Genomic DNA, 26,991 nt, shown 5'->3' with positions numbered 1-26,991 from the left:
CATCGTTCAGCAGAGCATGGTAGAATAGGAGCAGCGTCACCAGGCAGGAGGGGCATCATGGCTACGATTACGATCGATATTCCCGATGAGCTTTCCGACCAGTTGGCACAGGTACGCGATCGTATCCCTGAGCTTCTGGCGCTCAGCCTCCAGCAGCCAGCCGTTCCGGCACATATCTATCGTGAGATCCTGGATTTCCTTGCCTCCCAGCCCACGCCGGAAGAGATTCTGGCATTTCGGCCGACGCCCGAGATGCTGGCGCGGCTAACCGTCCTTCTTGAACGCAGTCACTCCGGTCTCCTGACCTTTGCTGAACAGGCTGAACTCGATGAGTTTGAGCGGATCGAGCACGTCGTGGTGCTGCTCAAAGCCGGCAGCCTGCCACACCTCACGAGCCAGCCGTGACCGAGCGTGCGATCTCCGCTGGCCTGCGCAGGCTGGTGATCGAGCGAGCGAATAGCCAGTGCGAGTATTGCCTACTTCCTACGGATGTCGCGTTCTTTCCGCACGAAGTTGATCACGTGATCGCGCTGAAGCACGGCGGATCAACTGATGCCACCAACCTTGCGTTTGCGTGCTGGCGCTGTAACCGGCATAAAGGAACCGATCTCGGCTCCTTTGATCCGGCAACCAGACAGTTCAGCTTCTTGTTCAATCCACGCACACAGCTCTGGACTGAGCATTTTACGCTTCGTGGGGCGCAGTTAGTTGGTCTGACGCCCGAAGGTCGCGCGACTGTTCAGCTCCTCCAGTTGAACACGAATGAGCGCGTCAGTGAGCGTCAACGCTTACAGGATGTCGGGCGATATCCTCAATCGCCCTTGATTGACTGACGGTGTCGCAATCACTGAGCGCATCCGCAAGCCGAAAAACCCAAGAGACATTTCCGAGATAACGCCCGCCTCACTATCATGCGCGTTGCCACAACCCGGCGATCCGCGGTTTGTGAGTGCGGATACGCTTATTCCTGAACAGAGCGATAGACGTGGTGCGCTTAATCCGCAAGAACTGAATCGCTACGCGTACGTTAACAACAATCCGGTTAAGAACAGCATCTGACGAGACACTAATCGAGGATGGATGTATTAGCGAAGCCGCTCTGCTTGCGGCAGGGATAACAGCCGCCGTACGTCCCATCTATGATGGGACGATCTATTTTCAGGCTTGCGGTACGTTAAACTCTTATCATCACTCTAGCTACCCGACAGTTTCAAGAGAGAGGTGATGGTACAGGTTCACCGACGATATCACGAGCGGCAGTTGATCGACATCGCCCTTCTGAGTACAGTGGTGGTGAACACAATCCACCCTGTCCAAGGAGGAACCAGATGTCGATCAACCGTGTGTATCATACAAGCTTGCAGCAGTTGCAGCAATTGCATCCTCATCAGCGCATTACCCGTCTCCGCACCCTAGCCGCCCTGATGGCCGGTATTCTGCTCGCCAAGTCGGTTCACCTCGCCCACATCGCGCTTCGTATTCCCGGCAAGGCCACCGAACGCAGTATCGTGCGTCGGCTCGAACGACTGCTCGACAATCCTGCCCTGCGTGTTCGTCCGCTGTATGAGCCGTTTGCTCGTGCCTGGCTGCTTGCCCAAGCGCGCTCCACTGCTCAGGTCCGTCTGATTATCGATGCCAGCAAGGTCAGCTTCTCGCATCGGCTCGTGATGGTCGCTGTGGCGTTTCGACGCCGCGCCATTCCGATCGCCTGGACTTGGCAGCCGGGCGCGAAAGGTCACTGCTCGGCGCGTGTGCAACTGGCCCTGCTCAGCGTTGTCCGCCAGTTGATGCCGCTCGATGTCCGTGTGACACTGGTCGGTGATAGCGAGTTCGAAGCCTGCGAGGTGCAGGAGCAACTGCAGGCGTGGGGCTGGAGCTACGTGCTGCGCCAGAAACCGAACAATCAGGTGCAAGCGGCCGAAACGCCGGAGTGGCAGGCATTTGGCCAGCAGGTGGAGCAGGCTGGGCAGCATCTCTGGCTGGAAGGCGCGCGGCTGACACGCACACACAAGCGGCAGGTCAATCTGCTGGCAGAGTGGGCAGCCGGCGAAAAGGAAGCGTGGTTGCTGGCGAGCAATCTGCCGACGCGGCGAGCGGTGTTGCAGGCGTATCGGCGCCGGATGTGGATCGAAGAGCTGTTTGGCGATTTAAAGGGGCAGGGCTTTGATCTGGAACGCTCACATCTGCGGCACTTCGCGCGACTGTCGCGGCTGACGCTGGCGGTGGTGCTGGTCTACGACTGGCTGATGACAAGCGGGGCACGGGTGGTCAAGCGTGGGCTGCGCAGTCAGGTTGACCGTCACGACCGGCGCGACCTGAGCATTTTCCAGATCGGTTTTCGCTGGATCTACCGATGCCTGAAGAACGCGCGGCCGTTTGTGATGCAATTCACTCCTATCAGCAGACAAACTGTCGGGTAGCTAGATCATCACTTATATCTCACTACTAAATCAATCAATCAATCAATCAATCGAACAAGCGACCTAAATATTATTGTTAAAAACCTAAGTAGGAGTAGATTGAGGTCCATTAACAAGCATTGCTACCAATAAGCAAATCAAGATCAAGAAAATAATAAGAGAAATAAATCCAGTTATTCTTATAATGATTAATTGATATCTATATTTCTTGCTATATTCATTGGGATCTGTCCGTATATATTTCAATCTTTCTTGTAAATCAGTCAACAAATTACTGCTACTAGTAAAAATTGGCGATATAAATCGGAACCAGGCTGAAATTACTTTAATTATAGTAGTTGGGCTTACTGAAGCAATTACTCCAAATAACGAAGTAACACTCGCGACAATTACAATACCAATCCAATTAATCATTGTGAAACCTTTATATAGAAAGATCACCCAAATTAGGAACGGACATTGAGTAGTATAACCAAGATAACCACGATTCGGATTATTGAAAAAGTTTCTTTATATAGCCCGCGAACGATGAATGGATGCTATAACGGGTTCCCCAGAGTTGTGACAGTCTTTATGGTCTGCTGCATCAGAACCACTTTGCTTGGAGTGCATGCATCTGATAAGCTTACTAATCATGTAGTTTTACAATAAATTATTTCTCAGTGAATTGGAGAATGGAGTCGAGCCTTCAAGCCGATCGCTGACAGCTGACAATGATTCTGACTAAAGCCTCGACTCCTTGTTTGCAATTAGCTTAGCTAGGATCGCTATAGCACACAGTCTACTATTAGTTTAGCAAGGCACACCTTCTTTACCATTACTGCAAGCGTAATGTGTTGGTGGAGTTACAGGGCTTCTAGGTGGTACAGTTCCAAATACTTTCTTCCATAGACTAGCGATGTCCGAAGGTAAGTTTCTTTGAATGATCAACCAGTCATGCTCGGCAGAAGCATGAAGCTCAAATGGAAGAGGTAGTTGGAGTGCAGCGCCTCCTGAAACACTAAGGCCACCATAAGTCTTATGGCCATCAGTAAAGAACACACCCTCCGCACCTACAGAAGCACCCTCCCCTACTTGCCCACCGAATTGGACAGACCATCCAGCGAGTTTATCAACCGTTGGTGCATTTGTCCACGTTACGCCAGGCCCTATCTTATTAACACCAGCACCTGTATAACCACCACCTCCACCGCCAGCTAAGACAGCCATATTTCCTGTGCCATCAATAGCAACAGATACACTACCTCGAATCCCTAGGACAGCAAAGAAGGCCCCGCCAAATCCTATTGAAAGCGTCCAATGCCCACTCGGATCCGTCGCCTTGAGTGGCCCATTGAGCACGTAGCTGTAGCGATTGAGCGCCTGCGGGTTGGCCGGTCCCCACGGATTGCCAACTTTCTGCTTATCATCGTCGGAAAGCTGGAACCAGAAGGGCTGGCCGTTCTCGCCATTCAGCGTCGCGCCAAAGCCCACTTCGTGGAAGTCCACGGTGAGCGGCTTGAGCGCAATGCCGTCGAGGCTGCCGCTGGCGCTGCCCGGCACCACGCTGTCGGCACTGACAAAGCGTGCGAGCACGGGGTCGTACATGCGGGCATGGTAATACAACAAGCCGCTGCCGTCCAGCCGCTGGCCGGTGTAGTTCAGGCCGGTCTGGCCCACGCTGCCGGTACGCACTGCCCCCCACGGGTCGAAGGATTGCCGGCTGGCCAGCGCGCCGCTGCTGTTGGTGGCCAAACTCACGCTGCCCAGGTGGTCGCCGTGCAGGTAGGTCACGGTGCCGGCGTTGTCGCGCATGGCCACGGTCTGGCCGTTGAAGCTGTAGTATTGCTTCCAGCCCGCGCCAACCGTTTGCTCAAACACGCCCTGGAAGTAGATTGTGGTTGCGCCGCCTGCGGCCTTGGCAACCCGCTCGTTGTCGGCGTCGTAGGTATAGTTTTCGGTCACCGTGCCGCTGGTGATGCTCGCAGGCAGGTTCTCGGCCGTCCAGGTGTAGCTGCGCCCGCCGCCGCTCATTAGGTTGCCATTGTTGTCGTAGGTATAGGCTGCGCCACCGACGGTGTTTGGCGTATGCGGGCGCGTGCTGGTCGCGCCCGCTGCGCAGCCGCTGCTTTGCGCCCCATAGCCATACACGCCACCACCCGGTTTGCTGGTGATGTTGCCAAGACAATTATAATAAGTCAGGGGTGCTATTTGGCACTGTAGTTGGTGTAGAAGTTGTGCCTAACGGCGAGGCGATTGGCATCATGATCGCACTCTTTGTCTTGACACTTTGAGAATCGATCACTACATATGACGACCCCGTTTTATAGTTCGTCTAAGCTCATAGTTGAGACCTTTATTAGAGATTATTCCGATTTAAGAATGGATTGAAGGCCAAGGAGTGGTTCGGACACGGAAATTGTGCAAACCGCAACTCACCTCCATCACCATATCTTTGAGCCCGTCTTTCCACAGACGTATCGTGTCTTTAACCATTCGACAGCGTTTCACACTCCTAATCACGTGTTCTGCCACAATTCGGCGTTGTGCAACTCGTCGATTATGTGCTTTCTGTTCGGCGCTGAGTTTGTCGCCCTTCGGCTTCTTGAACGGGCGTTTGTGCGCTACACCTGCCAGTTCATAGCCCAGAAAGCCCAGATCATCGACCAGTTCGCTGCCCTCCTGCAACGGGTAGGGCGTCAGAGCGGCAATCGTCTTGTCGTGGACACTTCCTTCAAACGTGTCGCTCAAAAACAGGATCAGCAGCGCGTGGATCAGCAGCACGTTCTTCACCGTATAGCGCTTGTTCTTGCCGCTGTAGAAACTGGCCTGATCGGCTGGGTCGCTGGGACGGAGGATTGGCCGTTCGGTGCCATCGTGAAAAAAGGGGTCGCGAACATATCAGGCGAGAGCGCAGCGAGGCGTTCTTTCAGTTCAGCAAGGTTGCGTGAGGGCAGGTCGCCAAGGCTCCCCAGCGCAGCGTGGAGTGCCGGTAGCAGCACCTGGATCCACTGGTTAGCTTTCGGCTGGCCCATTCCAAAGCTCGCGCCATGAAAGGTCTGGGTTGCGGCTTGCTTCAAGTAGGTCAGGATGAAGAGCAGGCGATCTTCTTTGGAGGGCAAGGGGCAGGTGGCGTACTGACTATAGCGCCGGCCGGTGCGTGGCTTGCCGTCGAGCGTCCAGTCGCGCATTCGCGCGAGGAAGGCAGTCTCAAAGGGGACGGCGAGGATTTCGAACTCTTCGACCGTCAAGCTGGTCAAATCGAGGATACGATAGTTCTTGTCACGTTCTGTCTCATATCGTAATGGCATTGCAGTTCTCCTTCTATTTGGAGATATATCATACCATAAATCGGGATAATATCTATTGTCTATTCCATGATGCTACCATCTTGATTGTGTTCCAGAAGCCAGAGAAAGGGTATCCAGCCTCTATATGTATCTGGTAGCGTTGTCCATCTTTCGACAAAATTGTTAGTTCTGTTAGATTCTTTTTTGTGCCAGAATTAACTAGGCTTTTTGGCTCGACAGTAGCGTCTTCAATTTCATCAACGCTTATTGCTGTTCGCTCACCTTGGCTCGACCAAATAAGTTGCCTATCTGTAATCATCACCCAGTTCATGTCATCGAAGTAGCATGCCACTGCTGGTAATTCAGCATGTTGTATTTGTGCCAGCCTCCTTAGTTGATTACGAACACTTTCCTCGAAACTTACAAATTGTTTGGCATAGTCGCCATCTGCACCCGACTTTCGGAAACGCCAAGCCATCCTTTCCGAACGAAACTCTGGTGTCCATTGCTTCATGATCCTAGCACTTTCGTTAATTCGATTGTTTGTTCGTTGATTCGAGAAAATGTATATCCAAATCGTTGAGCAATTGCCGGATTAAAAAATCCCTTATTAATTACGGCATGGCCGATGATACTAATTCGGCTTGCTCCTGCTGCTTGTGCTTCCGCTTCAAGTGCATTAGCCAAGGCTCGGAGTGGCATTGCTCCTTTTTGTTCTATTAATAATATATTACGGTTAAATACATTTCCGACTAAGCCCTTGTTACCGTAAATGCTAAACCCATTAACAAGCTCTCCACCTTTTGCAACTGCCTGATCCAGAACCTCTTTAGCTTGCGGTATAATGGCTGTTACACTATTTGCCTCGTTTCCGCAATCCCCATCTGCGCAGGCAGCTGTAGCGACAGATCCACCTGTTCCTGTTACCGCCGCTGTCCCGCCACCTGCAACAGCTCCAGCAACGGCACTTACCCCGGCGGCCGCTAAAATGGCCCCACCGACGTAGCCAGCAGCCGCACCCACCGCCGATGTCACCATCACCGCGCCACTGACGACCTTGCCCTCAGTCGTCTTTGCCTTAGTAAACATCTGATAAGAGCGGCGAGTGCAGTCGCCACTCATTACCGAAGCAGCAGTTGCGAGAAAACCTGACGTTCCGCAGTGTCCGGTTGGGTCAGCGGTATTGACTGGATTATTATTAACGTAGGTGTATCGGTTGAGTTCCTGCGGATCGGCAGGACCATTGCTGGCCTTATCCGGCCCCATGGTCATTGCGCTCGCGCCCGGTACGACGCTGTCGGCGCTGACAAAGCGCGCGAGCACGGGGTCGTACATGCGGGCATGGTAATACAACAAGCCGCTGCCGTCCAGCCGCTGGCCGGTGTAGTTCAGGCCGGTCTGGCCCACGCTGCCGGTGCGCACTGCTCCCCACGGATCGAATTCTTGCTGGCTGGCCAGCGCGCCCGTGCTGCTGGTGGCCAAACTCACGCTGCCCAGGTGGTCGCCGTGCAGGTAGGTCACGGTGCCGGCGTTGTCGCGCATGGCCACGGTCTGGCCGTTGAAGCTGTAGTATTGCTTCCAGCCCGCGCCAACCGTTTGCTCAAACACACCCTGGAAGTAGATTGTGGTTGCGCCGCCTGCGACTTTGGCAACGCGCTCGTTGTCGGCGTCGTAGGTGTAGTTTTCGGTCACCGTGCCGCTGGTGATGCTCGCAGGCAGGTTCTCGGCCGTCCAGGTGTAGCTGCGCCCGCCGCCGCTCATTAGGTTGCCATTGTTGTCGTAGGTATAGGCTGCGCCACCGACGGTGTTTGGCGTGTGCGGGCGCACGCTGTTCGCGCCGCTGGCCGGGTAGCCATACGCGCCAACGCCGGTTTTGCTGGTGATGCTGCCGAGGATGTTATAGGCATAGGTTGCGCTGCAGCTCGTGCTGTTCAGCTTCCAGCAGGTCAGCCGGTCGCGCGTGTCGTAGCCAAAGCTCTGCGTGTTCGCGGCGTTCTTGTTGTCGGTAATGCTGGTGATGTTGTCGGCATCGTCATAGCCATAGCTGCGGTCAAACAGGCTGGCAGTTGTGCCGGTGCCAATTTTCAGTCGGCTGAGCCGCCCGGTCGCCGCTTCGTAGATCCAATCCTGCGGCACGGTGTTGCCATCAGTCCATGCCTCAGGCTGATCTTGCACAGTATAGGTTGCCCCGCTCACATAGCACGCCTGCCCAGCAATGCTGGAACAAAGTTTCAGCGGTCGCCCACCATCGTCATATGTTGTGGTCAGCACTTCGCCGTTATACGTCTGCGTGGCAACCCGATCCGCAGCGTCATAGTCAAACAGCATGTTCATGGCCACGCCCGCCACGCTCTGGCCTGCCAGCGTGGTGCGGCCACGCGCATCATATTCCCAGCGCGTATAGGTCTGCAGTGTGCCATTGAGCGAGGTGGACATGGAGGTGCGGTGACCTTTACCGTAGTTGATGGTGTATGGTGGGTTTGCTGGGTTCGGCGCTGCCTGTGCGTCATACACATATGAGCTAGTCCAGCCATTCGGTAGTGTCTTACCGGTCAAGCGATCAAGCGCATCATAAGAAAAGCTGATCGTCTGGCCCCTGGCGTCGGTCTGGCTTGCGAGTGTGCCACTCGGATTATAGGTGTAGTTCCACACACCCATGTCCGGGTCGTCCATGCTCTTCTTACGCCCGGCGCTGTCGTAATCAATGTTCGTGACATTGCCGCCAGCATCGGTCACTTTGGTTAGCTCGTCGAGCGCATCATAGGTATAGTTCGTGGTTGGCCCAGAATCCTCGACCACCTGCACGCGTCGGCCAAACGCATCCGAGCGCGTCCGCGTGACATGCAGCAACGGATCGGTCACCTGGCTATAGGTTTTGAGCGGGCTTCCTTCCACACCATAGCTGTAGCTGGTCGTGCGCGTGCCGGTCGTGTCTGGCGCTACAACACTTAGTGGCCGCCCCAGCGCATCATAGCTTGTTGTCGTCTGGTTATTAAGGCTGGCACCCGGCGCGGTATACTGGAAATCGTAGCTGCTTTCGGTGCGATAGAACGGCTGGCCCTGCGCCGCAACGCGATTCAGACCATCGTAGCGTGTATCTGTCATGACACTGCTGATAGCAACCGAGCCGTTTTTGCTTTCGCTCTTGGTTTGGATCTTTCGGCCCAGGCCATCATAAAATTGCGTCAGAACGCGCACGCCATCAGCGCTGGCATCTTTCTGATACACAATATAGCGGAATGGTCGGCGGATATCGTCATAGGTTGCCTGCACTGTCGGGCTCGTAGTGCTATCGCCCGGTTTGACTAATTTCACCAAACGACCGAAGGAATCGTACACTGCGCAAGTGCTTTCTTCCGTGGCAAGAATACTGAAGCTGGCAGCGCTACAATCCTTTGGCGTGCCGGTAGTATTCGGCCCGGTCACGCGTAGTAGTAGCCCCATTTGCATGTCGTACTGTGCACGGGTCTGATTCCCGGCAGGGTTGGTTTCTGTCAGCGGCAATGCGTGGAATACCGTATCATAGGTCGTCGTCGTCGTGCGCGCAGTCCCGCTGAGTGCCCCCCATGTCGTGCTCGTTCCGTTATAAACACGCGTGCTTGCGCCTGTGTAACTTACACTTGTTATCTGATTGCCCCAGGCATCATATGTTATTCCTGTATCACTGCTATGCAGAGTCAGTCCAGTAGTTCCTGTTGTATTCCCTGGCACATCATAGTACCGGCTCACGCGGCGCAGGTCGCCTGCGCTTGGTGCAGCATCGGCATCCGTCACATTGTCATAGAAACGATTGCTAAGCGCGACAAGGTTGCCCGCGCCGTCGTAGGTCGCTTCCTGCCACAATCTGTCAACAATGTAGTTGGCGGTGTTGGCAGCGTACGCAGTCTTGGTCGTGCGCACAAGCGTACTGCCATCATATGCCTGTACACATTGAGGAATGCCATAGCTTGCAACAACTGAGGTGGCATCGTCAGCTGCACAGGTAGCGTTATAGAACGTCTTCGTAGTCTGGGTTACTGCGGAAGCGCTGCCATTCAGTGTTTGCGAGTCTGTTCGAATTTCGGCATTGAACGCGCGCCACAACCCCACACGCTGATAGTTGTTGCTATACGTCGCATCAGTCGCATCACCACCAAAAAATGGCAGATCTGCGCGGGTATACGTATGCAAAACCCGGCTGAGCACGGTCGCGCCGGTGCGTGTTTCTTCTTTAATCGAACGCCCACGCCACCCCTCATAACGCTTCATCCACGTGAAGCAAGTGCTGCTCGTATCGACAGCTCCCGACACAAGCGGAGCCGTACAGGTTTGGGTTGAGTCACCGGTTGCACTACTATTGCCCTGGTAAAACCAGTGCTGCACCGTACGCAAAAGTGGGGCGCTCGTCGTAGCTCCATCGTATGTCTGCACAATAACTGTGGCATGCCCGCGAAACTCGCGCCGTGGCGCATGCGTTAGGTACGCAGTGCTGTCGCCAAGGCCACCAGGCGCGTTTCGGGCAAATTGCACGGTCGCCGAATGAGCATCATCATTCACAGTGGCGTTGCTGGCTGCCCCATAATTGTAATTCGTGATAGCCGTTTTGCCGGTGCCCGAAAGATCTTCGGCTTTTACCTGTATGACACGATAGTAGTTCTGGTAATACGCGGCGTAGCTGTCGGCATTATTCGGCGTTGCACCCGAAAGCCAGACATGCTCATACGTAAAACTAAGCTTGCCGCCGCGCCCATTGTCAACTGTTAGTAAACGATTCCAGCCTGGATTTGGCGTGAGCGCATCAATCTGCTGCATGCCGTAGGTAAAAGTCGTTTTGAACGGCTCCGGGCTGCCTGCCCCCGCCGATGTTATGATCTGGCCATTTTTATCAAGCTGTTCAATACTTAAAAGTGTTAGCACTTTCTGCCCGGCTGTAACATCAGTCTGCACGCTATTCGCCGCAGTAGCATAAGTAAAGCGGTAACTACGAATAGGCAGAAAAGTGCTTGCGCTGTTCGGTGCGCTTTCAACACTGATCTGATCAAGCCGATATTTCTCGTGTGGTGTCCCAGCTTGGCCATTTACCCGGGCAGTCGAATACTCCCAATCTGGGTCCACACCCTGAGTTGTGCCAGTCGTGCGATCAGCAGCAATAAAGCGAATTCGGTAGCGAGCATTCCCTGTACCTGGTGTCGCGCCGTCAAACCCCCAACGAATTGCACTTAAGTAATACGTTGGATGAATCGTCTGAACATTAACAATGGCATCAACAACATAATCAAAGACAATCGCGTTACCATGGGTATCAATGATTTTCGTCAGCAGCCATTTATAGGTCCAATAGGTGTTTCCGGTATTTTCACCCCAGCGTAAAGCCTGATCGAATTCGTAGCGCGTTCCATCTTTCGTCCACGCGCGCCAGGCGTATACGCTCGAGCCATCTGGAGCAGGTATTGCGGTCACCCGGGTAAAATTGTCATCGGCAGCGTGCCAGTTCCAGTGATCCAGGGCATAATCGGTATAAGCTGTGGCATTCACCTGACCATCAACGCGCTTCCCTTTAACCAAATCCATAGATTGGCCAGCAAACACCATCGAATAGGAATCCCAGGTATGGTTGGATGAACCAGTATTTTCATTCGTGGCAACATACCCAATCCCATCCAAATCCCAGCCTTTGCCAAGCCATCCAGCCTGCCACTTCGGGCGCGTGCCACCACTTCCATCAGAAGCAGCACTGTTGTAGTTCAGCGAGATTTTTGGTGTCAGGCCGCCTGGCCCGTTTGGCACTTCAATTGGGTAGCTATAGCTTGCTGATCCAGTAAAATCGCTAACCTGCCAGTTCTGAAGTGAAGGCAAATACGCCGCAGAAGGTGAAGAGCCGTCGCTGAGAGTCAGTGTAGTGAAATGCTTCAGTTGCGCCGTGGCTGTGTGTGCAACAGAATCGATCGTCGTTGCTATAGATTCCCAGGCAAGCGTTGTTTCATTAAACCAATAGATCTGTAAATCCGTTTCCCGGATCCCAAGGGCCTGGAGTTCATCAGAATTATAGGCAACGGTGAGCGTCATCGCCGCATCAAATAGGTGAACGTCTGCGTTTAAGCTATCGGTTGCATCCAGCACAAACGCTGGGAATGCCCGATGTGTACCAACAAAGCGTGGTGGAAGCGGGCGTTTTTGCTGGAGTAAACTATCGCGAGCATCAAGCAAGGTTTGATGCTGTAACGTCAGGGTACGCCGAAATAAGCCAGGTGGGATTTGCAAGGAGACGCGGCCATCCTTGCTCGTTAGATTTGCACCTGCACCAGGGGAAAATATTGCGCGAGCAGCACCAAGACCGCGCGGCAGTACGATGAAACCAGCAGTATCAGCTGCGCTGTTCACTGCTTCAGGTGCCTGTGCCTGGGCCTGAAACAACACCGAAGTACCTTTCACGGCGCCAGTCGCCCGAACTGTTAGTGTGCGAACATTGCTTGCCTGTGCACCAAGAGGTGTAATATCCCACGTAATAACTGACTGGTTTGGCTTCACATCGCCGCCTGCGACAACCAATATTCCATCCGGTACGGATAAAGTAACATGCGCAGTCGAAGCATCAACAATACCACGATTAGTCACAGTAACACTGATCGTGGTCGTGTCGCCCACGGGGACAGTATCATCAGCAAAGTCCAGTGCAAGGCTAAGAACTGGCTGAGAAGGTGTTGTGCTGGCCGCCAGTGTTACCGGGGCAATCGAATTGATGATGTTAGGAGAAACTTTGTGTAAATCTGCAGCCAAAGACGCCGCAGCCGATACCGGCGAAGCTGGCAGAAACTGTGCGTTAGGGAGCCACGCAGTCGCAATAATAATAAGCAAGAGAGCAGATATCTGGCATGGAACGCGAACTGACATAGCAGAACTCCCTCAATCTCACCTTTACTAGGAACCAGGTAAATGCAAGCCCGCACTTTTGCAACAAGAGCAACAAGAAATAGATTACTTGATGCCCGCCCGCAAACAAGCTACCACACGCTGTAACACGCATGGATCTCGGGCACACTATCCAATATCATCGGTAGCGCCAGCATAGCAAAATTTGCCAAGGTTGTGATAAAGAAATTCCCAACTTTTTCCCAAGTTGCGAGTCATCCAACTCATCGTATATAATCACCTCGTTCAAGCCGTGCATTGCAGGTCGTGCCGCGCCCAGCGGAAGATTTTCGTGGAGGAGCTGTAAAAACGGGCGCAGCCGCCAGAGGAGCAACTTCTTTTTTTATGGAACTCAATACCGCGATTGTTGTCGACGACATTGAATCCCATCGCGAAGGCACCGCGCGCCTGCTCCGGCGCAGCGGTTGGGCTGCACACACCGCGCACAATGGTGCCAGCGGTGCTACGCTCTCCCAGCAAATCCTCTCAGTTCATCCTCCTGAACACGTTGTTGTTATCACCGATCTCCACATGCCCTGGGGCGAATCGCCGGACGACGATCTTGCCGGCACGCACCTCGCGCTCTGGCTGCGTGTTCATATGGATGCTGCCACCCTGCCGCGCGTGCCAATCGTCGCGCTCACTGCCCTCACCAATCCGCAGACACTTCAGCTCGCCCGCGCATACGGCTGCGATGCGGTGCTCGAAAAACCCGCCACCCTCGATCTTCCGGCACGCATTTACGCTGCACTTGCATCACCATTCCCGGCACCTGATGCAGAGCAAGCCTGTACGACGGCAGTGCTACGCGCAGCGCTTGTTACCAGGCTCCCAGCGTTAAGCGCTACTGGAGGCAACCAAACAAGGTCCGCAAGCCCCAGTATTGCCGATCTCAACGCTGCCTTACTCGCCTACCGCCGCCGTGGGCCTGTCGGTCTGGGTGAAAGTCGATTGGCGCGCTACGTTGCACCTGAAATCTCCGAAACACTGCGGCGCGGCGAAGAAACGGTGACGCTGCTGAGGGAACAGCTCGAACTGCTGGCGCAGCGTGGCGAAACCTCTGCACACATTTTACTTGCCGAGCTCGACCCAGCCGGTGTGCCGGGGCGGCAGCTGCCGATGTCGCAAAGCACGCGCTACCGCCAGCGCCAGGCCGCCGGCGCGCAGCTGCTTGCCCTGCTGGCAAAAAACCCTCACACCGGTGTAGAAACAACCATGTAGGTCGATGGAACACCTCAGCAGGTCGATGGAACACCTCAGCAGGTCGATGGAACACCTCAGCAGGTCAATGGAACACCTCAGCAGGTCAATGGAACACCTCAGCAGGTCGCTGGAACACCTCAGCAGGTCGATGGAACACCTCAGCAGGTCGTCGGAACACCTCAGCAGGTCGTCGGAACACCTCAGCAGGTCGTCGGAACACCTCAGCAGGTCGTCGGAAGCATCGTCGTTGCGGGGTGCGCTGGCATCTGGCACGCACCCGCAACGGAGGCATGACCACGAGCGTTGCGCTCGATACTGGCGCTTTTTGCTGGAGGGGTTTTGGAAACCGCGCGGTTCCCCAGCGGCCTGCCCTGAGCGTGCCGAAGGGGGGTGCAGGGGGCAGAGCCGCCCTGCAAAACACGCACACATTTCAAGCCAGTTTGTTCAGGTCGCAGGGCCGCTATCGCCACGAAACCCAAACTTTAGCTGGCCAGAAAATGAAAAGTTAGCTTGTCATGCCTCCCTTATGCCAAAAAGCTGGCAACGATTACCGAAGCATTTAATCTGGCACATCAGGAATAATCGTATAATGAGCCTGCGATGCCATTGCCGCAAGGAGCTGCCGGCCACATCGAAGGGAGATGGACGATGCGAGAGAATACGATCCGTGCCAGCCTGCTGGCTCTGGTATTCGCGCTGGCGGGCTGTGCTGGCGGAACCGAGCAGGCTGCAGCGCCAAGCGCGGTGCCGCTTCCTACACGCGCGCCGGCCACCATTGCGCCGCAGGCGACAGCGGCAGCGGAACCTGCCATCGTGCCAGCGGCGACGGTCGCCGCGCCCGCGCCAGCGAATGCGCCGAAACCAACCGCCGACGCGCCGCCTGAGCCAACGCTTCAGGAGTATGCTGTGCCGCGCGGCACGCACCCGCACGACGTTGCGCCCGCACCGGATGGCCGAGTCTGGTACACCGCGCAGGCCACCGGCGAACTCGGCATTCTCGACCCACAGACCGGCGAAACGCGCCACATCAGTCTCGGCGACGGCTCTGCGCCACATGGCGTAATTGTCGGGCCAGACGGCGCGCCGTGGATTACCGACGGCGGGCAGAACGCGATTGTGCGCGTCGATCCGACAACTGAAGAAGTGAAGGTTTTCCCGCTGCCCGACACGCACCCACGCGCAAACCTGAACACGGCTGCGTTTGATGCCAGCGGCGTGCTGTGGTTCACTGGCCAAACCGGAGTATACGGCAGGCTCGACCTTTCGGTGGGCACAGTCGAGGCATTCGACGCCCCGCGCGGCCGCGGGCCGTATGGCATCACAGCAACCCCCGATGGGCGCGTGTTCTACGCCTCGCTGGCGGGCAGCCACATTGCGGAAATCAACACCGAGACGGGTGAAGCGACGCCGATCGACTCGCCAACAGCGGGGCAGGGCGCGCGGCGCGTGTGGTCGGATTCACAGGGCCGTATCTGGGTGAGCGAGTGGAACGCGGGCCAGGTTGGTGTGTACAACCCTGCCGATGGCTCATGGCGCGAGTGGAAGCTGCCCGGCGAGCGCCCGCAAGCCTACGCCGTGTATATCGACGAGCACGACATGGTTTGGCTGACCGACTTTGGCGGCAATGCGATCGTGCGCTTCGACCCCGCAACCGAAGCATTCACAAGCTTTCCGCTGCCAAGTTCGCCCGCCAGTGTGCGCCAGCTGCTCGGTCGGCCGGGCGAGCTGTGGGGCGCGGAATCGGGTGTAGACAAGATCGTCGTGATTCGCTACGGATGAACCGGCATCTCGCTCAGCGCAAAAACAACGATCTCCACCGTCCAGGCCAACCTATGTGTCGGCCCGTGCCGTGCATCCCAGCGTAAAAAACAACGATCTCCACCGTCCAGGCCGACCTGCGTGTCGGCCCCAGTGAATTCCAGGCCGACCTGCGTGTCGGCCCCAGTGAATTCCATGCCGACCTATGTGTCGGCCCCAGCGAATTCCATGCCGACCTGCGTGCCGGCCCACAAAGCCTTCGCCCTACTCCAGCCCAGCATCGCGGGCGCGCACAATTGCCTGGGCGCGGTCGGCCACTTGCAGCTTGGCGAAAATATTGCTGATATAGTTGCGCACGGTTTTCGGGCTGAACGCCAGCTGCTGCGCGATGGCGTCGTTGTTCATGCCCTTCGCCATCAGGCGCAGCACATTGCGCTCGCTCTCGGTTAGCTCGGGGAAGGCGGGGATGGGCTGCGCCGGCCTGGCGCTGAAGAAGCTGATCATGCGCGTGGCAATTGCCGGGCTGAAAATCGCATCGCCGCGCCCAACCGCCAGGATCGCGCGGGTGATGTCGTCATCGTCCATGTCCTTGAGCACATAGCCACGCCTGCCCGCCCGCATGGCCGCAAAGATCGAGTCGTCGTCCTGAAACATCGTCACCACTTTTTGGGACACGCCGCCGTTAGGTTTGGGACAGGAAAGGCAGTCGTATGCGATACGCCCCGGCTTGCCAAGGCGTATGCGATACGCCCCGGCTTGCCAGCCTGCCAACATGCAACCTTCAACCCGCTAACCTGCAACTCGCCAAGGCGTATGCGATACGCCCCGGCTTGCCAGCCTGCCAACATGCAACCTTCAACCCGCTAACCTTCAACCCGCCAAGGCGTATGCGATACGCCCCGGCTTGCCAGCCTGCCAACATGCAACCTTCAACCCGCTAACCTGCAACCTGCTAACCTGCAACCTGTAAACCCTTTGCGTTCTTTGCGGTGAATCATCTCCTGCGCTCAGCCAAAAATATACGTCTCGATAAACGCATTGCGGAACTTGCCCACGGGGTCGTAGCGCTCAAGGAGCGCGCGGAAATCGCCCAGGCGCGGGTAGCGGGCCTGCACCTGCGCGGCGGGCATGGCAAACACCTTGCCCCAGTGCGGGCGCGGCTCGAACGGCGCAAGCTGCGCTTCGAGCGTGGGCAGCACCGCCTGCACGCCCGCCGCGTTCGGGTGCCATGTGAAATGCAGCGCCACGCACTCCTGCTGGTAGCACGGGCTCATCCACAGCTCGTCGGCGGCGATCGTGCGCACCTCGGAGATCATCAGCACCGGCGCGAGCTGATCGCGAATGGCGGTGATGGCGCGCATCGCGGCGACGGCGTGCGGGCGCGGCACGAAATACTCGGTCTGGATTTCGTCGCCGCTGCTGGGCGTGAAGTCCATGCGGAAGTGTGGCAGGCGCTCGTGCCAGGGGCCGGGCTCGCCGCCCTGGATGGTGCAGTTTGCGGCAGAGAGCGCGGGAATGGGGTGGAGCGCGTTGGCGGCCAGCATGGCTCCGAAGAACTCGGGTGCCATTGCGCGCGCCACGCCGTCGGGCAGGCGGCGCTTCAGCCAGATTTCGCCAACCGCGTCGCCCTGCCAGTTGGTGAACAGGCTCACGCTGTACGCATCCGACTCGATCGCCTCGTAGTTGGCTTCCAGCTGCTCCACCGGCAGGTCGACATACACATCCTGCTGCACGGTGTAGGTTGGCTCAATCGCCAGCGTCATCTGCGTGATGACGCCCAGCGCGCCCAGATGCACCACCGCGCCCAGAAAGGCGTCGCCGTCGGCTTCGCGCGAAAGGCGCACCAGCTCGCCATCGGCAGCAACAAACTCCAGCGCGGTCACGGCCGTCGCCAGGTTGCCGTTGCGGTCGCCCGAGCCGTGCGTCGCGGTGGCGCACGCTCCCGCCACCGAGATATGCGGCAGCGAGGCCAGGTTGTGCAGCGCAAAGCCCTCGGCGTGCAGGTATGTGCCGAGGTGGCCGTACTTGATGCCCGCCTCGACCGTCACCGTGCCGCGCTCGCGGTCGAGCGCCACAATGCGGCTCAGCCCTTCCAGTGATACCAAATCCTCGGGTGTGTCGGCGATGGTGTTGAAGGAATGGCGCGAGCCAAGCGCGCGCAGTTTGCTGCTGCGGCGAACAAGTGCCTGCACTTCCGCGACCGTCGTTGGGCGGTGGATGCGGGCGGCGCTGTACGTCAGGTTGCCCGCCCAGTTGCGTTCTTGTGCACTCATCGTTGTGCTCCTTATGCGAACGAAGGACGAAGGACCGAGGACGAACGGCCACAGACCACAGACGAACAAGGGTTTAGGGTCTGGGGTTTTGGGATTGAGCCTGCCAATCTTCAAACCTGCAACTTGTAACCTGCAACCGCGCAAGGGTTTAGGGTCTGGGGTTTTGGGATTGAGCCTGCCAATCTTCAAACCTGCAACTTGTAACCTGCAACCGCGCAAAGGTTTAGGGTCTGGGGTTTTGGGATTGAGCCTGCCAACCTGCAACTTGTAACCTGCAACCGCGCAAGGGTTTAGGGTCTGGGGTTTTGGGATTGAGCCTGCCAATCTTCAAACCTGCAACTTGTAACCTGCAACCGCGCAAGGGTTTAGGGTCTGGGGTTTTGGGATTGAGCCTGCCAATCTTCAAACCTGCAACTTGTAACCTGCAACCGCGCAAAGGTTTAGGGTCTGGGGTTTTGGGATTGAGCCTGCCAATCTTCAAACCTGTAACTTGTAACCTGCAAACCTGCAACTATCCCAAACCCTCCGTGCCTCCGTGGTGAATTTCCGGTCGTCGCGCCCTTCGATACGCGCTTCGCGCACTCAGGACGCTATAAGTGGTAAATCTTCCAGCCGTCATCCAAGCAATTGCAGCTCGCGCCGCAGGCCGGGGAACGCGCCACCGGATTCTTCCTTCACCGCACTATCGAACAGCGCCGACAGCTGTGCGTACTCGTCGTCGGTGAGCGTAAACGAGCACGCGTCGATCTGCGGCTGGAGCTGGTCGAGGCGGCTGACCCCGCCAATCACCGAGGTGACGCCGGGCGAGTGGAGCAGCCACGCCAGCGCGACATGGGCCGGGTGCACGCCGTGGCTGGCCGCAAAATCGTTGAAGCCGGCCAGCGCCGCGCCGTAGCGCTCCAGCCACGCGGGAATGCGCGCATCCGACTCGCCACGCGAATCGGTGGTGAGCGCCGCGCCGGGCTGGTATTTGCCCGCCAGAATGCCGATCAGCAGCGGGCGGTAGATCGTGATCGCAACGGTTTCGGCCAGCGCCTGCGGCAGAATTTCTACCTCGATGCCGCGCTCGATCAGGTTGTAGGGCAGCTGGTTCGAAACGAGCTTGGCCCAGCCGTTGCGCTCGGCAATCGCATTCGAGTGCGCGAACAGCCAGGCCGGGTAGTTGCAGCAGCCCACAAAGCGCGCCTTGCCGGCCTGCACCACCTCGTTCAGCGCGCGCATCATCGCCTCGGGCTGCATGCCCTGGCGCGGCCAGTGAATCAGGTAGAGATCGACGTGATCCATACGCAAGCGCGCCAGGCTTTCGTCGATGCTGGACGTGATGCTGGCGGCGTCGACGCCCTTGTGGACTTTGGTAGCAACGAATATTTTGTCGCGCCGGCCCTGACAGATCTCGCCCAGGATCGTCTCGGTCAGGCCGTCGCAGTACATCGCCGCAGTGTCGATGAAGTTCACGCCCTGCTCGATTGCGCTGCCCAGAATGCGGTCGGCCTCGGCCTTGTCGGTGCGCCCGCCAAACATCATCGTGCCCAGGCACAGCCGCGAAAGCTGCGCGCCGGTTGTGCCAAATGAAACGTACTCCATCAATGGCTCCGTTCTATGGGCGAATACAAATTCGCCTATGTTGTCGTTGGGCGAACACAAGGTTCGCACCTAGTGCATTACCGAGCAACTTTTTACGTTAACCACCAAGACACCAAGACACCAAGAAGAGCATTCTAAACCTTGGTGTCTTGGTGTCTTGGTGGTTCATTTCAGAACATCCCTCTTGACATTGTGTTACACGTTTGCCCGCTCACACAGGCGTTGCGGCCTCGGCGGCGGGCTGGCCCAGCAGTTCGGCAATGCCCGTCACTGCGCCGCGCTCGACGGCTTCGTGCGCCTGGCGAATGGCGGCGGCAATCGCCTCGGCGTCGGATTTGCCGTGCGCGACGATTGCCACGCCTTTTACGCCCAGCAGCGGCCCGCCGCCATAGAAGCGATAATCGGCTTTGCGGCGCACGCGCAATACTGGCTGGGTGAACAGGCTGCCCAGCAGCGGCACCGCGCTGAGCAGCCCCAGCACGCCACCCCAGCGGGTTGCGCCACTGCCAAGCGCCAAGAGTGCCCCCACTGGCGCAAGCCCTGGCAACAGCCGGCGCGGCCAGTCGCGGCGCGTTTCGTCTGCAATCAGAGTCAGCGCTAATTTCACAACCGCTTGCGCCTGCTTGATAAACATGTTGCCCACAAAGCCGTCGCACACCAGCACATCGCACACGCCCGCGATCAGCGCGTCTTTCGGCTCGGCGTTGCCCACGAAGTTGAGCGTGCTGCCGCGCAGAAGCTGGTGGGCATCCTGCACCAGCCGGTCGCCCTTGGTCGCTTCTTCGCCGTTGGCGAGCAGCGCCACGCGCGGGTTCGCAATGCCCAGGCCGCGCTCGGCATACAGGCTGCCCATCTGCGCAAACTGAAACAGGTACTCGGGCTTGCAGTCGGTGGTCGCGCCAATGTCGAGCAGCAGGAACATGCGCTCGCGCGACGGGAACTGGATCGCCAGCGCCGGCCGCTCGATGCCGCGCACGCGCCCGAGGATGAGCGTGGCCGCGGCCATAGTCGCGCCGCTGTGCCCGGCCGACACAAATGCGTCGGCCTCGCCGTCGCGCACCATGCGCAGCCCGACGGCGTGCGGCGAATGCGGCTTGCGGCGCACCGCCTGAGCGGGGTGCTCGTCCATCGCAATCACTTCCGGCGCGTCGAAAACGGTCAGCCGCAGGCCGGCGGAAGAATGGCGGGCCAGCTCGGCGCGAATGGCCGGCGCGGGGCCGAGCAGCACAATCTCGCAGCCCAGCTCGCGCGCGGCGCGCACCGCAGCCGCCACTGGCTCGGCCGGCGCGTGGTCGCCGCCCGCCGCATCAAGCACGATCCGCACAGCGTTTCACTCCTGATCTAACAAAGATCGATTGAGCCACAGAGCGCACAGAGGCTTTGTCGAGAGCTCAGTCGAACGGCCACTGAGTTCTGGTTTTCAGCTCGGTGATCTCGGTGTTCTCTGTGGCTTTATTTTTTTGCATGCTCGCCAAGCGCAAAGTCGACTGCGGCTTCGGCGTGGAGCTTTGTCGTATCAAATACCGGCACGGTGGTATCGTGCTCCTGCACCAGCAAGCCTATTTCTGTGCAGCCCAGAATAATCCCTTGCGCACCGGCTTCAACCAGTTCCGCCATGATCGCGCGATAGGCTTCTCGTGACTCGGGAACGATCCGCCCCAGGCACAGCTCCTCGTAGATAATCCGGTGAACAATGGCTTGCTGATCTGCCGGAGGAACAAGCACGTCCAGGCCATGCTGCGCGACCAGGCGCCCTTTGTAGAACTCCTGCTCCATCGTAAAGCGCGTGCCCAGCAGGCCAACGACCCGAATACCCTCGCGTGTGATCGCGTGGGCGGTTGGATCGGCAATGTGGAGCAGCGGAATGGCGATGGCGGCTTCAATCGCTGGGGCAACCTTGTGCATGGTATTGGTACACAGCACCACAATATCAGCGCCAGCACGCTCAAGGCGCTGGGCGGCGTCAGCGAGCAGGGCACCAGCTTCTTCCCACGCGCCACGGTGCTGGAGTTCCTCGACCTGCGCAAAGTCAACCGAGTACATCACGCACTGTGCCGAGTGCAGGCCGCCAAGGCGCTGCTGGATGTGCTGGTTGATCAGGCGGTAATACTCGCTGGAAGACTCCCAGCTCATACCGCCGAGTAAGCCAATCGTTCGCATCGAATTCCTTTGCTGCGCCCAACTGTGTAATCTGTGGAAAAATCTCGTTCTATTCCAGCTTTAACTCGGCACTGTGCGGTGATCCTATAAATCTTCGTGTCTTCCTGCCTCCGTGGTTAGCCGTCCTCTACCCACGTTCGTCCTTCGTCCCTGGTCATTCGTCGCCTCGGCGCTACAGCGTGCCTTTGGTGCTTGGCACCGCGCCGCCCGCCCGCTCGTCGATGCGCGTGGCAGCGTCGAGCGCACGCCCAAACGCCTTGAACAGCGCCTCGACCTTGTGGTGATCGTTGCGGCCATACAGCACGCGGGCGTGGAGGTTCAGGCGGCCATGCGTCGCAATGCTCTCGAACAGGTGCGCGATCAGGTCGGTACCAAGCTGGCCCACACGCGGCGTCACGAAGTCGGCGTCGAAGACGGCGTAGGGCCGCCCGCCCAGATCGACCGCCACAAAGCCCAGCGCCTCGTCCATTGGCACGTAGCTGTGGGCGGTGCGCACAATGCCGCGCCGCTCGCCAAGCGCCCCGTCGAGCGCCTGGCCGAGGCAAATGCACACATCCTCGGCGGTGTGGTGTTCGTCGATATGCAGATCGCCCTGCGCCTGCACCGTTATGTCGAATAACCCATGCTTCGCAAACAGCGTCAGCATATGGTCGAGAAAGCCGATGCCGGTGGCAACCTCGGCGCGGCCAGTGCCGTCAAGCACCAGCGTCAGGGCCACATCCGTCTCGCCGGTGCGGCGGTGAATCGTCGCGGTTCGCTCGCTCACGCGTTTCTCCCAATTGAAATTCCTGAGTGCCGCGCCATTGTACCACCTCTGGCGCGGCGCGCAGCACCCCTTGACAAACAGAATGTTTAGTGCTAAACTATCGCTATGAAACAAGCAAGCCAAACCAGCATCCCACGCATCCGCCAGCCCGCCGTGTTCGCATGGATCCGGCTCGCGCGGGTGTTTCAAAAGATCGATACGGCGTCGGAGCGCTTTTTCCGCACACACAGCCTGAACACTGCGCAGTTCGATGTGCTTGCCAAAGTTGGCGCGGCCAGCAACATGACCCAGCAAGAACTTGCGTCTGCGCTGCTCGTCACCAAAGGCAACATCTCGCAACTGCTCAGCAAAATGGAGCACGACGGACTGGTGGCGCGCCGGCAGGAAGGACGCACCAACTGTCTTTCGCTCACCGAGCGCGGGCAGGCGCTCTTTCAGGAGGTCGTGCCGCAGCAGGAAGCGATGATCGCCAGCTTGCTCGCGCCACTCAGCGACGACGAGCAGGCCGAGTTGCTGCGGCTGCTGCGCAAGCTCGACCAGAGCCTGCCTGAGTGATATTTTTTGGCTGTGAAGTTTAGCACTAAACGAAATCAGGAGACCCAACCATGGACAGCAAGACGCTTGCGTTCACCCACCAGTTCATCCCGGCGCGCGCCGCCGACGCGCCCACGCTGCTGCTGCTGCACGGCACCGGCGGCAACGAGCACGACCTGCTGGGCCTGGGGCAGGCGCTGCACCCGCAGGCCGCGCTGCTCAGCCCGCGCGGGCAGGTGCTGGAAAACGGCATGCCGCGCTTTTTCCGCCGCCTGGCCGAAGGCGTGTTCGACCTGGACGACCTGCGCCGCCGCACCGACGATCTGGCTGCCTTTGTCGCGGAGGCCAGCGCGGCCTACGGCTTCGACCCGAAGCGCGTGATTGCGGCGGGCTTCTCAAACGGCGCGAATATTGCGGCCAGCCTGCTGCTGCTGCGGCCGGGTGTGCTGGCCGGCGCGGCGCTGTTCCACGCCATGGTGCCGATTGTGCCCGAGCCGCTGCCCGCGCTGGATGGCGTGCCGGTGTTTATGGCGGCCGGCCGGCGCGACCCGCTGATCACGCCTGAGGGCACCGAGCAGCTGGCCGAGCTGCTGCGCACCGCTGGCGCGGATGTGACGCTCTACTGGCAGCCGGGCGGTCACTCGCTCACACAGGCCGAAGTGTACGCGGCGGTCGACTGGATCAACAAATAACCGACGGCGCAAGCCTTCTCTATTTTCCTGGAGGAAAACCATGAACCTTACCGGTATTCACCACCTGACCGCTGTGTCGGCCCGGATTCGCGATAACCACCACTTTTACACGCAGACCATGGGCATGCGCCTGGTCAAGCGCAGCGTGAACCAGGACGACGTGAGCGCCTACCACCTGTTCTACGCCGACGCCAAGGGCAACCCCGGCACCGACCTGACCTTTTTCGACTGGCCGGTGCCCCGCGAGCGGCGCGGCTCTAACTCGATCATTCGCACGAACCTGCGCGTGAGCGGGCGCGACACGCTGGAATGGTGGGCCGGCCACCTGCGCGAGCGCGGCGTCACCGCAAGCGACGTGACTGAGCGCGACGGCCGGCTGGTGCTCGATCTCGAAGACCCGGAGGGCCAGCGGCTGACGCTGGTGGACGACGGCGGTGCGGGCGAGTCGTTCCCGTGGGATCGCAGCCCGGTGCCGGCGGCGCAGCAGATTCGCGGGCTTGGCCCAATCATGCTGAGCGTGCCGCGCCTGAAATCGACCGACACGATTTTGCAGCAGGCCATGAACATGCGGCTGGTGCGCGAGTACGCCCACCCCGACAACGCCAAGCACACTGTCTACGTCTACGAGATGGGCGCGGGTGGGCCGGCCGCCGAGCTGCATGTGGCCGAGCAGCCGGGCCTGCCGCCGGCACAGCCGGGCGCGGGTGGCGTGCACCATGTCGCGTTCCGCACGCCTACCTTCGAGGAGTACGACGCCTGGGCCGAGCGCTTGCAGACGCTGCGCATCCCGAACAGCGGCAAAGTCGACCGCTACTGGTTCCGCAGCCTGTATTTCCGCGAACCCAACGGCATCCTGTTCGAGATCGCCTCGGACGGGCCGGGTTTCGCGGTGGATGAGGACGAGGCCACGCTGGGCGAGAAAGTCGTGCTGGCGCCGTTCCTCGAGCCGCGCCGCGCCGAGATCGTCGCCAACCTCAAGCCAATCGACTAGCGCCGTGGGCTAGCTGGCGGGGCGTATGCAATTCACCCTGCCAGCCCAAGCCCTGCCAGCCCAAGCCCTGCCAGCCCAAGTCCTGCCAGCCCAACGAACGGGCGTATCGCATAGGCCCTGACAACATGCCTGCGTATGCGATACGCCCCGCCAGCAACTTTCAACCTGCAACCTGCAAACTTAGCATTCAACACTCAAAACTCAAACCTAGTTACGCCCGCCGCCCGCCGCCAGCTCCTGCTCAAGGAAATCGCGCAGGGCGCGCGCCGCCGGTGCCAGCGCCTGATCCTCACGCGACACCAGCGCCATTGTACGTTCGAGCTGCTGATCGCTGACGCGCAGCGCCGCCAGGCGCGTGTTTTCGTGCAGCGCCAGACGTGGCATCAGCGCAATGCCCAGGCCCAGCTCAGCCATGCGCAGCACCATATCCATCTCGCCGCCATCCAGCACTATCTGCGGCGTGAAGCCCGCCACCCGGCACGCCTCCAGCGTCTTGTCGCGCATGCCATAGCCGCGCGGGTACAGCAAAAACGACTGATCGGCCAGCTCGGTCATTGCCACGCTGCTGCGCCCGGCTAGCAGGTGGCCTGGGGCCACAACAATCACCAGTTCCTCAGTAAAGAGCGTCGTCACGCGCAGGCCGCGCCGCGCCACCGGCAGCGTCACCACCGCCAGATCGACATCGCCGGTCTCCAGCAGGCCCAGCATGGTCTGGGTGCCACCCTCACGCAGCACAAGCTGCAGGCCAGGGTAGCGCCGGTTGAAGGCGGCCAGCAGCGGCGGCAGCAGCTGCACGCCCACGCTGGGCGGCGCGCCGATTGAGGTTTGTCCGCTCTGCAAGCCCACACGCTCGCGTATCTCGAAGCGCGCCGCTTCAAGCTGCGCCAGAATGATGCGGACATGCTCCAGCAGCGCATGGCCCGCCTCGGTCAGGCGCACGTTGCGCCCCACGCGCTCGAACAGCGCGATGCCGCCCAGCTCTTTTTCGAGATCGTGAATCTGCCGGCTCACGGCTGGCTGCGCCACCGACAGCTCGGCGGCCGCGCGCGAAACGTGCTGGTGCCGCGCCACTGCCTCGAAATAAATCAGGTGCCTGAGTTCCATAGCAATCCTATATCAAAGCTGATCTAGACTAGCGCCCTTTAAATAACCACCAAGACACCAAGTCACCAAGTTTTGTTCTTTCTGAAGCCTTGGTGCCTTGGTGTCTTGGTGGTAAACGTTCTTCGCGGTGTAAGTTAGCGAACGTGTTTGATCTGGATCATGCTAAAGGAGAACAGCGCCCGGCGCAAGCGCGTTGCCTTTTGCCAGGCTCTGTGCGACAATAGCGCCCACGAGCCGCCGCTGAAAAAACCCCTGTATGATCGAAACCATCACCGAGCATGCCGCAGCCCTGCCCGCCGCCCTGCGCGAAACCTGCCGGCGCATCTACCGTATTGACGCCATGGTTGGGCGCGCAGTTGTGCCGCCAGACATGAAAGCCTGGGTCGCTCAGCAGTTTGGCGACGCCGCGCTAGTGCGCGAGCAGACGATCATCAAGATAACCAACCATCTTACCCTCGAATCGGCCTTATTCAACCCGGTGCGCGCGCGCCGCCCGAATGCTGGCGGCGGTGATGATGCCACCATCGAGCGCTGGATCGCGCAGGAGCTGGCCGCGCACGATATGTTTGCCGACCCCGAGCGCGCAACCACTGCCGATGTCTTTGGCCGCATTCGTGGGCGCAGCTGCATCACCGCCTCGAACGTGGCGAAGTACGACGGCTGGCACGGCCTGGTGATCTTCGACGACCCGCACCCGCTGCACCCCGGCGCGGCCGAGATTGCCGATTTCCTCGACGTGGCCGGGCGCTGGTTTGCGGCCGCCCACGCCTGCGACCCGGCCGCGATCTACCCGCTGATTACGTGGAATTGCCTGCCGAAAAGCGGCGCGACGCTGATGCACGGGCATATGCAGCTGGCACTCACGCGCGGCATGCATTTCGCCAAAATCGAAGGCTGGCGGCGCGCAGCAGCAATCTATCGCGTCGCAGCGGGCGCGCCCTACTTCGACGACCTGGCGGCGCTGCACGAAGCGCTGGGCCTGGCGCTGCCCGCACAGGGTGCGCAGATGGTGGCGCACCTCACGCCGCTGCGCAACCGCGAACTGCTGATCTGCGCGCCCACGCTCGAAGCGCTCGCCGCCCCACTGGCGGCCGGTCTGCTTGGGTTGATCGCGCACATGGGCGTGCGCGCGTTCAATGTGGCCATTGCGCTGCCGCCGCTCGCGCCCGCCCGCGAAGACTGGAGCGACATGCCGGTGTTTGCGCGCCTTGGCGACCGTGGCAACCCGCTCACTAACCGCAACGACGTTGGCGCGATGGAATTATTCGCGGCCGGCTGCATCACCGCCGACCCGTTTGCAGTGGCGGCCGAGCTGCGCGCCGCGCTGGCGCCCGCCAACGAATAACGGC

Annotated in this window: 22 protein-coding genes; 9 read left to right on the top strand and 13 right to left on the bottom strand. The window is 59.0% G+C overall.

Annotated elements, in window-relative coordinates; all coding sequences use genetic code 11:
* The first annotated feature begins 57 nt into the window (after positions 1–57).
* The 3 genes from M1P90_RS01775 (at position 58) to M1P90_RS01765 (ending at position 2,420) form a co-directional block, all read left to right on the top strand.
* The gene (locus tag M1P90_RS01775; RefSeq protein WP_483700940.1) at positions 58–405 is read left to right on the top strand and encodes a hypothetical protein; all 348 of its coding nucleotides are present in this window, start codon (positions 58–60) and stop codon (positions 403–405) included.
* Positions 402–833 carry an HNH endonuclease gene (locus M1P90_RS01770; RefSeq protein ID WP_483700939.1) on the top strand — a complete coding sequence of 144 codons (432 nt, stop codon included), beginning with the start codon at positions 402–404 and terminating at the stop codon, positions 831–833. Before M1P90_RS01775 ends, M1P90_RS01770 begins: the two co-directional genes overlap by 4 nt.
* A 495-nt stretch (positions 834–1,328) precedes the next feature.
* Positions 1,329–2,420, top strand: a complete 1,092-nt coding sequence (locus tag M1P90_RS01765) for an IS4 family transposase (protein ID WP_483699168.1) — start codon at positions 1,329–1,331, stop codon at positions 2,418–2,420.
* An 84-nt stretch (positions 2,421–2,504) separates the two neighbouring features.
* Here M1P90_RS01765 and M1P90_RS01760 read toward each other — a convergent pair whose 3' ends face one another.
* The 6 genes from M1P90_RS01760 to M1P90_RS01735 all read right to left on the bottom strand — a co-directional run bounded on the left by M1P90_RS01760 (position 2,505) and on the right by M1P90_RS01735 (position 12,559).
* Complete coding sequence (locus M1P90_RS01760) at positions 2,505–2,834, bottom strand: hypothetical protein (RefSeq protein WP_483700938.1); 330 nt, start codon at positions 2,832–2,834, stop codon at positions 2,505–2,507.
* A 378-nt stretch (positions 2,835–3,212) separates the two neighbouring features.
* A complete protein-coding gene (locus tag M1P90_RS01755) occupies positions 3,213–4,550 on the bottom strand; it encodes an RHS repeat domain-containing protein (RefSeq protein WP_483700937.1) in 1,338 nt (445 codons plus the stop codon).
* 225 nt (positions 4,551–4,775) lie between these two features.
* Positions 4,776–5,258, bottom strand: coding sequence for a transposase family protein (locus M1P90_RS01750; RefSeq protein ID WP_483704737.1), 483 nt, complete (start codon positions 5,256–5,258; stop codon positions 4,776–4,778).
* Positions 5,189–5,710: a transposase family protein gene (locus tag M1P90_RS01745; RefSeq protein ID WP_483700936.1), complete on the bottom strand. Its 522-nt coding sequence runs from the start codon at positions 5,708–5,710 to the stop codon at positions 5,189–5,191. Before M1P90_RS01745 ends, M1P90_RS01750 begins: the two co-directional genes overlap by 70 nt.
* A 52-nt stretch (positions 5,711–5,762) precedes the next feature.
* The gene (locus tag M1P90_RS01740; protein ID WP_483700935.1) at positions 5,763–6,203 is read right to left on the bottom strand and encodes a hypothetical protein; all 441 of its coding nucleotides are present in this window, start codon (positions 6,201–6,203) and stop codon (positions 5,763–5,765) included.
* A complete protein-coding gene (locus M1P90_RS01735) occupies positions 6,200–12,559 on the bottom strand; it encodes an RHS repeat-associated core domain-containing protein (RefSeq protein ID WP_483700934.1) in 6,360 nt (2,119 codons plus the stop codon). Before M1P90_RS01735 ends, M1P90_RS01740 begins: the two co-directional genes overlap by 4 nt.
* A gap of 363 nt (positions 12,560–12,922) precedes the next feature.
* On the opposite strand from M1P90_RS01735, the gene M1P90_RS01730 reads away from it, so the two are divergent.
* Positions 12,923–13,798, top strand: a complete 876-nt coding sequence (locus tag M1P90_RS01730; protein WP_483700933.1) for a response regulator — start codon at positions 12,923–12,925, stop codon at positions 13,796–13,798.
* A 630-nt stretch (positions 13,799–14,428) separates the two neighbouring features.
* A complete protein-coding gene (locus tag M1P90_RS01725) occupies positions 14,429–15,559 on the top strand; it encodes a Vgb family protein (protein WP_483700932.1) in 1,131 nt (376 codons plus the stop codon).
* Positions 15,560–15,802: 243 nt separating this feature from the next.
* Here the strand turns inward: M1P90_RS01725 and M1P90_RS01720 are convergent, their stop codons facing one another.
* From M1P90_RS01720 to hisB, 6 genes are all read right to left on the bottom strand, one after another.
* A complete protein-coding gene (locus tag M1P90_RS01720) occupies positions 15,803–16,192 on the bottom strand; it encodes a response regulator transcription factor (protein ID WP_483700931.1) in 390 nt (129 codons plus the stop codon).
* Positions 16,193–16,545: 353 nt separating this feature from the next.
* The gene (locus M1P90_RS01715; protein WP_483700930.1) at positions 16,546–17,811 is read right to left on the bottom strand and encodes an FAD-binding protein; all 1,266 of its coding nucleotides are present in this window, start codon (positions 17,809–17,811) and stop codon (positions 16,546–16,548) included.
* A gap of 615 nt (positions 17,812–18,426) precedes the next feature.
* Positions 18,427–19,395 (bottom strand): aldo/keto reductase, encoded by a 969-nt coding sequence (locus tag M1P90_RS01710; RefSeq protein WP_483700928.1) that lies wholly within the window; start codon positions 19,393–19,395, stop codon positions 18,427–18,429.
* Positions 19,396–19,606: 211 nt separating this feature from the next.
* On the bottom strand, positions 19,607–20,719 hold the full coding sequence (plsX, locus tag M1P90_RS01705; protein ID WP_483700927.1) for a phosphate acyltransferase PlsX: 1,113 nt from the start codon (positions 20,717–20,719) through the stop codon (positions 19,607–19,609).
* A gap of 128 nt (positions 20,720–20,847) precedes the next feature.
* A complete protein-coding gene (locus tag M1P90_RS01700) occupies positions 20,848–21,555 on the bottom strand; it encodes an aspartate/glutamate racemase family protein (RefSeq protein WP_483700926.1) in 708 nt (235 codons plus the stop codon).
* A gap of 172 nt (positions 21,556–21,727) precedes the next feature.
* Positions 21,728–22,321, bottom strand: a complete 594-nt coding sequence (hisB, locus tag M1P90_RS01695; protein WP_483700925.1) for an imidazoleglycerol-phosphate dehydratase HisB — start codon at positions 22,319–22,321, stop codon at positions 21,728–21,730.
* A 105-nt stretch (positions 22,322–22,426) separates the two neighbouring features.
* Here hisB and M1P90_RS01690 point away from each other — a divergent pair, with 105 nt between their 5' ends.
* Genes M1P90_RS01690 through M1P90_RS01680 form a run of 3 tightly spaced genes read left to right on the top strand, consistent with a single transcriptional unit; the run spans position 22,427 to position 24,538 of the window.
* A complete protein-coding gene (locus M1P90_RS01690) occupies positions 22,427–22,876 on the top strand; it encodes a MarR family winged helix-turn-helix transcriptional regulator (protein WP_483700924.1) in 450 nt (149 codons plus the stop codon).
* Positions 22,877–22,926: 50 nt separating this feature from the next.
* On the top strand, positions 22,927–23,547 hold the full coding sequence (locus M1P90_RS01685; RefSeq protein ID WP_483700923.1) for an alpha/beta hydrolase: 621 nt from the start codon (positions 22,927–22,929) through the stop codon (positions 23,545–23,547).
* A gap of 40 nt (positions 23,548–23,587) precedes the next feature.
* Positions 23,588–24,538: a ring-cleaving dioxygenase gene (locus M1P90_RS01680; protein ID WP_483700921.1), complete on the top strand. Its 951-nt coding sequence runs from the start codon at positions 23,588–23,590 to the stop codon at positions 24,536–24,538.
* A gap of 207 nt (positions 24,539–24,745) precedes the next feature.
* Here M1P90_RS01680 and M1P90_RS01675 read toward each other — a convergent pair whose 3' ends face one another.
* Positions 24,746–25,642 (bottom strand): LysR family transcriptional regulator, encoded by an 897-nt coding sequence (locus M1P90_RS01675; protein ID WP_483700919.1) that lies wholly within the window; start codon positions 25,640–25,642, stop codon positions 24,746–24,748.
* A gap of 256 nt (positions 25,643–25,898) precedes the next feature.
* Here M1P90_RS01675 and M1P90_RS01670 point away from each other — a divergent pair, with 256 nt between their 5' ends.
* Positions 25,899–26,987 carry a hypothetical protein gene (locus M1P90_RS01670; protein WP_483700918.1) on the top strand — a complete coding sequence of 363 codons (1,089 nt, stop codon included), beginning with the start codon at positions 25,899–25,901 and terminating at the stop codon, positions 26,985–26,987.
* Positions 26,988–26,991: the final 4 nt, after the last annotated feature.

This window comes from Kouleothrix sp. 19917, assembly GCF_057073505.1.
The sequence above is the reverse complement of the archived record's forward strand: the minus strand, read 5'-3'. Positions and strand labels throughout refer to the sequence as shown.

Bases quoted from the DNA above. Each gene is read 5' to 3' on its own strand.
- M1P90_RS01775 (WP_483700940.1), top strand. From the start codon at position 58: ATGGCTACGATTACGATCGATATTCCCGATGAGCTTTCCGACCAGTTG.
- M1P90_RS01765 (WP_483699168.1), top strand. From the start codon at position 1,329: ATGTCGATCAACCGTGTGTATCATACAAGCTTGCAGCAGTTGCAGCAA.
- M1P90_RS01760 (WP_483700938.1), bottom strand. From the start codon at position 2,834: ATGATTAATTGGATTGGTATTGTAATTGTCGCGAGTGTTACTTCGTTA.
- M1P90_RS01745 (WP_483700936.1), bottom strand. From the start codon at position 5,710: ATGCCATTACGATATGAGACAGAACGTGACAAGAACTATCGTATCCTC.
- M1P90_RS01740 (WP_483700935.1), bottom strand. From the start codon at position 6,203: ATGAAGCAATGGACACCAGAGTTTCGTTCGGAAAGGATGGCTTGGCGT.
- M1P90_RS01735 (WP_483700934.1), bottom strand. From the start codon at position 12,559: ATGTCAGTTCGCGTTCCATGCCAGATATCTGCTCTCTTGCTTATTATT.
- M1P90_RS01730 (WP_483700933.1), top strand. From the start codon at position 12,923: ATGGAACTCAATACCGCGATTGTTGTCGACGACATTGAATCCCATCGC.
- M1P90_RS01725 (WP_483700932.1), top strand. From the start codon at position 14,429: ATGCGAGAGAATACGATCCGTGCCAGCCTGCTGGCTCTGGTATTCGCG.
- M1P90_RS01720 (WP_483700931.1), bottom strand. From the start codon at position 16,192: ATGTTTCAGGACGACGACTCGATCTTTGCGGCCATGCGGGCGGGCAGG.
- M1P90_RS01715 (WP_483700930.1), bottom strand. From the start codon at position 17,811: ATGAGTGCACAAGAACGCAACTGGGCGGGCAACCTGACGTACAGCGCC.
- M1P90_RS01710 (WP_483700928.1), bottom strand. From the start codon at position 19,395: ATGGAGTACGTTTCATTTGGCACAACCGGCGCGCAGCTTTCGCGGCTG.
- M1P90_RS01700 (WP_483700926.1), bottom strand. From the start codon at position 21,555: ATGCGAACGATTGGCTTACTCGGCGGTATGAGCTGGGAGTCTTCCAGC.
- M1P90_RS01690 (WP_483700924.1), top strand. From the start codon at position 22,427: ATGAAACAAGCAAGCCAAACCAGCATCCCACGCATCCGCCAGCCCGCC.
- M1P90_RS01685 (WP_483700923.1), top strand. From the start codon at position 22,927: ATGGACAGCAAGACGCTTGCGTTCACCCACCAGTTCATCCCGGCGCGC.
- M1P90_RS01680 (WP_483700921.1), top strand. From the start codon at position 23,588: ATGAACCTTACCGGTATTCACCACCTGACCGCTGTGTCGGCCCGGATT.
- M1P90_RS01675 (WP_483700919.1), bottom strand. From the start codon at position 25,642: ATGGAACTCAGGCACCTGATTTATTTCGAGGCAGTGGCGCGGCACCAG.
- M1P90_RS01670 (WP_483700918.1), top strand. From the start codon at position 25,899: ATGATCGAAACCATCACCGAGCATGCCGCAGCCCTGCCCGCCGCCCTG.